Annotated in this window: 6 protein-coding genes; 3 read left to right on the forward strand and 3 right to left on the reverse strand. The window is 68.5% G+C overall.

Annotated elements, in window-relative coordinates; all coding sequences use genetic code 11:
- Nucleotides 1-6: 6 nt before the first annotated feature.
- From ACFY12_RS15305 to ACFY12_RS15315, 3 genes are all read right to left on the reverse strand, one after another.
- Nucleotides 7-1,167, reverse strand: coding sequence for a DegT/DnrJ/EryC1/StrS family aminotransferase (locus tag ACFY12_RS15305; RefSeq protein ID WP_390716246.1), 1,161 nt, complete (start codon nucleotides 1,165-1,167; stop codon nucleotides 7-9).
- A 34-nt stretch (nucleotides 1,168-1,201) separates the two neighbouring features.
- Nucleotides 1,202-2,341 (reverse strand): nucleotide disphospho-sugar-binding domain-containing protein, encoded by a 1,140-nt coding sequence (locus ACFY12_RS15310; RefSeq protein ID WP_390716247.1) that lies wholly within the window; start codon nucleotides 2,339-2,341, stop codon nucleotides 1,202-1,204.
- 89 nt (nucleotides 2,342-2,430) lie between these two features.
- On the reverse strand, nucleotides 2,431-3,291 hold the full coding sequence (locus ACFY12_RS15315) for an SAM-dependent methyltransferase (RefSeq protein ID WP_390716248.1): 861 nt from the start codon (nucleotides 3,289-3,291) through the stop codon (nucleotides 2,431-2,433).
- A 159-nt stretch (nucleotides 3,292-3,450) separates the two neighbouring features.
- On the opposite strand from ACFY12_RS15315, the gene ACFY12_RS15320 reads away from it, so the two are divergent.
- The 3 genes from ACFY12_RS15320 (at nucleotide 3,451) to ACFY12_RS15330 (ending at nucleotide 6,943) form a co-directional block, all read left to right on the forward strand.
- A complete protein-coding gene (locus ACFY12_RS15320) occupies nucleotides 3,451-4,530 on the forward strand; it encodes a glucose-1-phosphate thymidylyltransferase (protein ID WP_390716249.1) in 1,080 nt (359 codons plus the stop codon).
- A complete protein-coding gene (gene rfbB, locus ACFY12_RS15325) occupies nucleotides 4,527-5,495 on the forward strand; it encodes a dTDP-glucose 4,6-dehydratase (protein ID WP_390716250.1) in 969 nt (322 codons plus the stop codon). The genes ACFY12_RS15320 and rfbB overlap by 4 nt, the downstream gene beginning before the upstream one ends.
- A 215-nt stretch (nucleotides 5,496-5,710) precedes the next feature.
- Nucleotides 5,711-6,943: an MFS transporter gene (locus ACFY12_RS15330; RefSeq protein ID WP_390716251.1), complete on the forward strand. Its 1,233-nt coding sequence runs from the start codon at nucleotides 5,711-5,713 to the stop codon at nucleotides 6,941-6,943.
- Nucleotides 6,944-7,243 lie beyond the last annotated feature (300 nt).

Here is a 7,243-nt window from a genome sequence, read left to right on the forward strand (position 1 = left end):
GCCCGTTCAGTGCGCGGCGGCCGGGGCAAGCTCCCGGCTGCGCTTGGTGACAGCCCTGCGCAGCTCGGTGGCCACAGTGAGCACATCGTCGTCGCTCAGGCCCGGGTGTATGGGCAGACACAGGGTCTCGCCGGATGCCCGCTCCGTGCCGGCCAGTTGGGCATCGGAGCGGTACGTGGGCACCTTGTGCAGAGGGGCGTACCGGAAGGTGGTGTAGATGTCGGCTGCCAGCAGGTCGGAGGCGACCTGGTCACGGATCAGCTCATCCATCTGCACCCAGTAGAAGTAGTGCGTCGACTCGTGCCCGGCGGGCAGCGGCGGGGGCGTTCTCAGTCCTTCGGCCCCGGACAGTTCCCGGTCATAGAGGGCGACGATCTCCCGCCGGCGACCGGTGAACTCCGGCAGCCGGCCCAGCTGGACCAGGCCGATCGCGGCCGTGAGGTCGTTACCGATGACCCGTCGGCCCACTTCCGGCACCTCCAGCTCCCACCAGCGGTGCGAGACTTTCGCATGGGCGAGGCCGGTAGCCTGCACCAGACCGTGGTACGCGAGCCGACGGGCCCTCAGTGCACGCTCGGCATCCCGCACATAGAGCATCCCGCCGTCGCCCGTGACCAGCACCTTCGCGGCGTCGAAGCTCCACATTGCCAGGTCGCCGAAGGTACCTACGGACCTGCCGTCGACCCGCGAGTCCACCGAGCAGGCCGAGTCCTCGATCAGCGCGATGCCCCGTTCGCGGCACCGCTCGGCGATCTCCACGACGTCGCCGGGGCAGCCCCCGTAGTGGAGGAGCACGACCGCCCTGGTTCGCGGCGTGAGCGCGGCCGCCACATGTTCCCATGTCGGGTTCATGGTGCGCGGGTCCACGTCGCAGAAGGCCGGGGCCGCACCGGAGGCGACGACGGCGTTGGCCGCCGCGAGGAAGCTCATGGACGGCAGGACGACCTCGTCGCCCTCGCCCAGACCGAGCGCCTCGATGGCCAGAAACAGCCCTGCCGTACCCGAGTTGATGAAGATGACGTGCTCGGGCTCGACCCCGAGATGCTTGGCGAATGCCGCCTCGAAGTCCTTGGTCCGCGGCCCGTGACCGAGCCACTTGTCGGCGAACACCTCGGCCACGGCGGCCAGCTCGGCATCACCGACCTGCGGTTGGAACAGATTGATCATTGGGGAACCCTGAGAGTCGAAGGCGGAGGAGTTGTCAGACCGCTGCCGCGGCCACCAGCCGCTCGATCGCCCCGACCGCGTCGGCGGGCGTGGGCAGCGCCGCGACTTCGGCGGCCAGCTCTGCGGCGCGCTCGCGGTAGGAGGGAGTGGACAGCATCTCGGCGCAGACGCGCGCGATGTTCTCGGCGCTGTCGTCCGCGGGGTCGATCATCTTTGCGGCGCCGTACGCGCTGAGTCGCTCCGAATAGTCGACGCAGTACGGCAGATACGGCACCAGCACCTGCGGGACGCCGTAGGCGAGGTAGCCCATCGTTGTGTTACCGCCCGCGTGGTGGACGACGAGATCGCAGGTGGGTGCCACCAGGTGGAGCGGGATCCAGCCGGCCCGCACGTGGTCCGGCAGTGGGCGCAGCTTCTCCGCGACTGCCTCGGGAGCCGCGACGAGCAGCTCGACGTCCAGTCCGCCAACCTTGTCGACGAGGCCGCTGAGGATGTCGAAGTCGGACTCGGGGGTGACCCGGCTGCCGGCCGATACCAGCACCCGTGGCCGGTCGCCCTTGGTGTACATCCAGGGCTCGACCGGCATCTGGGTGGCGAACGGCACGTAGCGCATCATGTGCGCGGGGAGCGCGTCGGACGGCCGCAGGCTGGGCGGGCAGATGTCGATGAAGAGATCCGTTCGCGGCATCTCGTACAAGCCGAGCCGCTCCAGCTCCGGGCCGAGTTCGGCGGCGGCCGCCAGGTCGATCGTGCGTGGCTCACCCATGTCGATGGCCTGCTTCACATACGGCACCCCGAGGTGACCGGCGATCAGCGGCGCGGCGAAGGCCAGCGTCCCGCCGACGACGACATCCGGGCGCCAGTCCGCCACCAGGGACAGCAGCCCGTCGAGGCAGGCCGCCGCGTAACGGCCGAAGGTACGCCCGTTGAAGATGTACCGCTCGTGGAGATCCTCAGGGATGGGCACCCGGATGCCACGCCGGTCGACGAGGTGCTCCTGCATGGCGCGGTCGGACACGGCAACACCGGGGATACCGGCTCCGGTAATCGTCCCCATCATGGTGCTGGGGGCGGCCATGAACACCTCGTGCCCGGCGTTGCGGGCGGCCTGGGCCAGCGGGACGATGCCGAAGATCACTCCGGAAGTGCCTCCCGCAACAAAGAGAATCTTCATGCGGCCATCATGAGGAGAGGCTCTCGAACACTGCTCGACGGCGGCTTGACGACCTCGTCAGGCATGGCGACCCGTGGTCACGAAGGGGGTCAGGCGGCCGGTTTGCGGACGGTGATGACCGCGTAGCCGAGCATGTCCCGCTCCAGCCGGGAGACCCTGCCGATCATCTCCTTGAACTCCTCGGCGAACTGCCGGCCGCCCTTCTCCACGACCCGGTCGTAGTTGTCCATGACGAGCTGGTCGATCCGCGCGGCCGACCTGCGCAGATGCCTGGTCGCATCATGGTTGCGCTCGATCGTCAGCCCCGCCGCGCCGATCATCTCCACGTACTGATCCGCGGTCGGCAGCGAGCCCACGGTGAAGCCCTCCAGCAGGACCTTCCGCCACTCCTCGGTCAGCTCTGCGGACTCGACGTAGTCCGACAGGACGAACACCCCGCCCGGCTTCAGCACCCGCGCGATCTCCCGCAGCGCCGCCTGCCGGTCGCCCAGGTACATCAGCGACTCCATCATCCATACCGCGTCGAACTCCCCGTCTCCATAGGGGAGTTCCGTGACGTCGCCGAGTTCGAACCGGACCCGGTCCACCAGTCCGGCCTCGTGCGCCGCCGCCGTGGCCGCGGTGACCTGCTCGGCGCTCACCGTGATGCCGGTGACGTCGCCACCACTGGCCCTGGCCAACCGCAGCGCCGGACGCCCCTGTCCACAGCCGGCGTCCAACAGCCGCTGCCCGGGCCGCAGGCCGACCTGCTCGATGAGGACGTCCGTCAACCGGTCCTTGGGGTCCACATCTGGAGCCTCGTCATCCCACCAGCCGATGTGGAGGTTCTGGCCCATGAAAATCTCCCAGAGCCAGCCCTTCTCGTCGTAGACCTCGCCCACCTCGTCCGGCGACAGGGCCTGGGTCAGGTCCGGGGTCACCGGGCTCTGGGTCTGCTGTTGCTCCGTCATCTCGCCTCAGCTCCTCGTCCATGTGCGCACCCGCGTCATCGGCGGTGGCGATGGGAGGAAGGTGTCAACTCCGGTTCGACGGCGGCTCGAATCGGAGTCGAGCGTGGTCGAGCACGTTGTCCCCGATCCTGTCTCCTTGCGAGAGTTTCTGGGGAACCCATGAAAGCACTGGTCCTGTCCGGTGGTGAAGGAACGCGGCTGCGGCCCTTCACCTACTCGATGGCCAAACAACTTGTCCCGGTGGCCAACAAGCCCGTCCTGGTGCATTGCCTGGAGAACCTGCGGGACATCGGCGTCGAGGACGTGGGCGTCATCGTCGGCGGCCATGCCGCGCAGATCGAGGCCACGGTGGGGGACGGATCCCAGATGGGGCTCCGCCTCACCTATATCCGACAGGAGGCCCCACTCGGGCTTGCGCACTGCGTGGCTCTCGCCGCCGACTTCCTCGGCGACGACGACTTCGTGATGTACCTGGGGGACAACATCCTGGCCGATGGCATTACGGAGGCCGCCGAAGTCTTCCGCGCCACACGCCCCGACGCCCAGGTCCTGGTGACCAAGGTCAGCGATCCCCGCCAGTACGGGGTCGCCGAGGTCGACCAAGACGGGTCCGTGCTCCGCCTCGTGGAGAAGCCCAGCACGCCGCGCAGCGACCTCGCGGTCATCGGTGTGTACTTCTTCACCTCTGCCGTCCACGCGGCCGCCCGCGCGATCCGGCCCAGCGCCCGTGGCGAACTGGAGATCACCGACGCCATCCAGTACTTGGTCGACCAGGGCCGGCGGGTCACGGCCCGCGAGTATGACGGCTACTGGAAGGACACCGGCAAGATCGACGATCTGCTGGAGTGCAACCGGGAGATCCTCAGCCGGATCGATGGCCGCCCAGCTCAGCGCGCCGGCGCCGAGATCGACGCCGAGAGCGTCATCGTGGGCCCCGTCGTCCTCGGCCCGGGCGCCCGCGTGGTCCGCTCCACACTTACCGGGCCGCTCGTCATCGGCCCGGGCAGTGTCCTCATGGGCAGCACCGTCGGCCCGTACACCGCCATCGGCCGCGATTGCGTTCTGGAGGACACCGGTGTCCGGGACTCGATCATCCTTGAGGGAGCAGCTCTCCAGAACGTCCGTGACCTGCGGGGCTGCGTGATCGGCCGCTGGGCGGAGGTCCGCACCCCCGGCACACCCGACACCGGCCGACAACTCATCATCGGAGATCACACCCGCGCGGAGGTCATGGCATGAAGGTTCTGGTCACCGGTGGCGCCGGCTTCATCGGCTCGCACTACGTCCGCAGCATGCTCGCCGGCGAGTACGCGGGCTACGAGAACGCGCAGCTCACTGTCGTCGACAAGCTCACCTACGCCGGTAACACCGACAACCTCCCGATGAGCGACCCGCGACTCACTTTCGTCGGCGGCGACGTCTGCAATCAGGACCTGCTACGCCAGCTGCTCCCCGGTCACGACGCCGTCGTTCACTTCGCGGCCGAGTCCCACGTCGACCGGTCCGTCGACGGCGCGGTCGCCTTCGTCCACAGCAACGTACTCGGCACGCAGAGCGTCCTCGACGCCTGTCTGTACACCGGTGTGGACAACGTCGTGCACGTGTCGACCGACGAGGTCTACGGCTCCATCGTGACGGGCTCCTGGACGGAGGAGTCGCCGCTCCTGCCCAACTCCCCGTACTCCGCTTCCAAAGCCGGCAGCGATCTGCTCGCCCGTGCCTACCACCGCACGCACGGGCTCAACGTGCGCATCACCCGGTGCTCCAACAACTACGGCACCCACCAGCACGTCGAGAAGCTGATCCCGCAGTTCGTCACCCGGCTCCTCCAGGGCCGTAAGGTGCCGCTCTACGGCACCGGCGACAACGTCCGCGAGTGGCTGCACGTCGACGACCACTGCCGGGCTATTCAGCTCGTCCTCACCGGCGGTCACGCGGGCGAGACGTACAACATCGGCGGTGCCACGCCCCTCACCAACCGCCTGATGACCGAGCGGCTGCTCGCCCTCACCGGCCACGACTGGTCGATGGTCGAGCACGTTCCGGACCGCAAGGGCCACGACTTCCGCTACGCCATCGACGACGGCAAGATCCGCACTGAGCTCGGCTACGCGCCTCGCTGGTCCCTCGACGACGGCCTCAAGCACGTCGTCGACTGGTACGTCGAGCATCCGGAGTGGTGGAAACCGCTCCTTGACCGCTGACCACCGGTCACGAACCGACCCCGGCCGAGCACGGTGGCAACATCCCCGCCACGTGGCACCCACACCACTCCCGGCGTCGGTCCGGGGAGGTCCCGAGTCGGATTCGAGCGGGATTCGAGCAGCATCTGAAGGAGTGGTGCGGTTCGTGCCGGGGAAGCCCCGTCCGATCGTCATCCACCCCTCCCGCATTGATCCCCTAATCCGAGGTTCTGCCGATGACACCACCCACTCCACCCCGCCCCGCATCCCGTGGCAGGACCGCACTGGCCGTACTCCTTCTTGCGTCGACCCTCACTGTCATGGCGGGCACGATCCTCACGCCCGTCGTGGGAGTCATCCGTGGCGAGCTCGGCGTCAGCGGTACGAGTGCCGGCCTGATCCTCACCGCACATGGTCTGTCCCTGGCCGTCGCCAGCCCGCTCGTCGGCTGGACGATGGACCGGTGGGGGCTGAAGACGCCTCTCATCGCCGGTCTGCTGCTGTACGGCGTCGCGGGCGGCGCCGGCCTTGTCACCACTTCGTACGCGGGGCTGATCGCCAGCCGGTTCGTGTTCGGTATCGGCGCCGCCGCAGTGTTCACCGGGACGACGGTGGCCCTGCTGGCGCTCTATGAGGGCCCGGAGCGCGACCGTGTGGCGGGCTGGCGCGCGACCGCCATCAGCGTTGGCGGCGTCATCTGGCCCCTGCTCGGCGGCGCGCTCGGCGGCATCTCCTGGCACGGGCCGTTTGCGATCTACCTGCTCGGTGTGCCCGTCGGCATCGCGATGATGTTCATCCTGCCGAAGAGTCTCAGCGCCAAACGGCCCGGCGGCGGCGGAACGTTCACCCTGCTGCGTTCCCGGCCCAAGCTCCTCGGTCTCTACGCGCTGTCGCTGACGAGTTCGTTCCTGCTGTACGTGCTGGCCGTGTTCCTGCCCCAGCGACTGGGCCAACTGGGCATCGAGCAGCCGTTCCTCGTCTCCCTTTACACCACGATCACCTCGGTCGCCGGCACCCTGGTCGGCCTGGCCTACGCGAAGATCAAGGCGGCCCTCGGCTATGTCCGGCTACTGCGGGTCTCGGTCATCCTGTGGCTGGCGGCGTTCGTCGTGGCCGGGACCGTGACCGGGTCCATACTGCTGTTCCTGGCGCCGGCGCTGTTCGGCATCGGCATGGGGATGTCCGTACCCGCGCTCGCGGTGATGATCGGCGAGGCCGCGCCGCCCTCGCTGCGCGGCCAGGCCACGTCGCTGTCGGGAACGGCCAACTTCGCCGGGCAGTTCGCCGCGCCCCTGGTCATCGGCCCGGTGATCGGCGCGACCTCGATCGTGGTCGGCTTCCGCGTCGCCGGCGGTATCGCCCTGGTGTCACTTCTGGCCCTGTTCTGCATGCGCTCGCCGTCCGCTCCCGCACCCGCTACCCGCGGGCCGGCGCAGTCCCCGGATGAGAAGGAAGCCGCCTCCCGCTGATCCCCGGCGGATCCCGGAATCCTGCCTCCCGGGGTCCGCCGCCGTGGTTTCACAGGGCTGGAACGAGGGGGAACCGAGCACCACATCACTGGGGCAACTCACGTGCCAAAGGGCCACATTGGCTACTCAGTCCCGCCGGCGGTGAACACGTGGTGACCGAGCGCTTCAGCCGGCTGGTTGAGATGGGGTGACGCACTCACATCGGCCGCCCGGCCTGCGGCGTTGTCGGCACTTTGTGTCATTATGCGGACGCGTCCCAGGGGAGTGGGCTGCGGTCTGCTGATTGACAAGGGGTTGGGA

Source organism: Streptomyces sp. NPDC001339, from assembly GCF_042895955.1.
Lineage (GTDB): Bacteria > Actinomycetota > Actinomycetes > Streptomycetales > Streptomycetaceae > Streptomyces.